Raw genomic sequence first — 1931 nt, 5'->3', positions numbered from 1 at the left:
CATCATCTGTTGGAAAATTTGGAAGGGGCGCGCTGATATTGCAGGTATATCCCATGCGATCAGAATTGAAGGTGGTGGTCATGAGGCAAACTTCTGCACCGCTGAGCCTAGCGAGGCGTGAGACTGAGGTGATGGTATTGGTTTGAATTCCAAAGAAGGGAACAAAAACCGAGTCACGTGGACCGAGATCAATGTCAGGCGCAATAAAAATAAAGTTCCCGGTTTGAATTTCCCGGATCAAATCGCGTAAGCGACTTTGTCTCTCGATCGATTTCCCCCCAAAACGATTTCTCCATTCAATCATTTTTTGATTGAAAAAAGGATTCTTCATATTTTGGTATAGGCCAGCACCACGAGGCCAATCATGCTGACTTGCTAATACCGATAGTGCCATGAAGCCGCCTTCAAGCCCAACAAAGTGCGGGTTGATTAGTAGACGTGGTTTGCGATCCCCCAGCGTAATCTCAGAATTGATGCTGACGATGTCGGTAATTTGTTTTCCGCTGCCAAGCCAAATACGACTTCTTTCGATGACGCTGCGTCCGAATAACTTCCAATGTTCTAATGCAAGCGCATGAATTTCATCTTCGCTCAGATTAGGAAAGCAAAGACGTAGGTTTGTTTTAACAACCTTGGCACGCTCATTGGGTATATGCGCCGCCAACCAGCCAAGGCCATAACCTATGTAAATAGTGAGACCATAAGGCAAAAAAGCAAACAGGCGCAGTAAGCTGAGTGCTAAAAAATTGAAAACGTTTTGTAACCAGGTCATGTTGAATAAATTATAAATTTATTAACTAATTACTCGGTGGTAATTCCGCTCCACTGGGATGTTTGTAGCGGTTATAGGCCCAGATGAATTGATTGGGTGCAACTAGGATTGCATTCTCAATGGCAACGTTGAGTTCAGTGGCTGCGAGTGTCGAGTCTTCAGAAAGCGGCTCTAGTCTCTTGGCTTGCATGAGCCAGCCTTTACCAAGCCCTTTACGTTTGGCAGTAAACATCACAACTGGTGTGTTGTTGCGATTGGCTAGGCGTGCAGGAAGTGGAGTTGTGTAGGCAGGGCATCCAAAAAAAGGAACCCACACACCTTCACCACCACTCGGGACTTGATCTGGAAGAATGCCAATTGCTTCACCACGAGTCAGCGCTCGCGTCATTTGACGAACGCCATTAAGGTTCGTTGGTACGAAATGCATATTCGGGTAGGCACGACCCTCTTCCACCACTTCGTTAAGCCATTCTTGGCGGGACGGACGATAAAGAATGGTGGCGGGGAAGTGCTGCGCAAGTACCCGAGGAATAATTTCAAAGCCGCCAAGGTGGGGTGTGAGCATGACTAAGCCATGTCCTTCATTGATAGCTGCTTCAACGAGATCCCAGTCTTGTACTTCAACAAGGGAAAGTGCTTTTTTGGGATTTCGCCAAATCCACAAACTGTCTGAGAAGAGTTGCCCTGATGCAGCAGTCGCACGCCAGATTTGCAGGGGCAAATGATGATTTTTAATAACGGCCTCGTATTGAGGACGAAAAAGTGATCGATATTGCTTGGAGCCCACATAAGCCAGAACCCCTAAAGCAGCCCCAATTACCTGAACTAGGAATAAGGGTAATACCGCTATTGCAGCGAGGGTTAGCTTAAGAAGGAATTTGCGCACCCTCTAATGATATTCAATGCCAGCGCTAGGGCCAAATTTCCGATCTAGCTTGATAAATAAAGCATTTTTCGGATAAAATTGCACCATCGCTGAGTTAAGGCAACTTGCAGGGCGATTCATAAATTCTGCTAAAGCGTCGCCGTTGAAATTCCTGGCACGTCGAGTTGTCCCAATGATCGTGTTAATTTTTAAAGGAATATGCAATGGCAAATGATTACTTCTTTACCTCAGAATCGGTTTCTGAAGGTCACCCCGATAAAGTAGCAGACCAAA

Annotated in this window: 3 protein-coding genes; 1 reads left to right on the top strand and 2 read right to left on the bottom strand. The window is 46.0% G+C overall.

Annotated features, from left to right (window positions below):
* Positions 1-772, bottom strand: a 772-nt coding sequence (locus B7Y67_RS16485; RefSeq protein WP_293599559.1) for a lipid A biosynthesis acyltransferase, incomplete at its 3' end; no start/stop codon positions are given.
* 25 nt (positions 773-797) lie between these two features.
* Positions 798-1658, bottom strand: a complete 861-nt coding sequence (locus tag B7Y67_RS16480) for a lysophospholipid acyltransferase family protein (RefSeq protein WP_293599558.1) — start codon at positions 1656-1658, stop codon at positions 798-800.
* 203 nt (positions 1659-1861) lie between these two features.
* Here B7Y67_RS16480 and B7Y67_RS16475 point away from each other — a divergent pair.
* On the top strand, positions 1862-1931 hold a 70-nt coding region (locus tag B7Y67_RS16475), incomplete at its 3' end, for an S-adenosylmethionine synthetase N-terminal domain-containing protein (protein ID WP_293599560.1).

It is taken from the genome of Polynucleobacter sp. 35-46-11, assembly GCF_002281105.1.
This window is presented reverse-complemented; position numbering and strand designations above follow the sequence as displayed.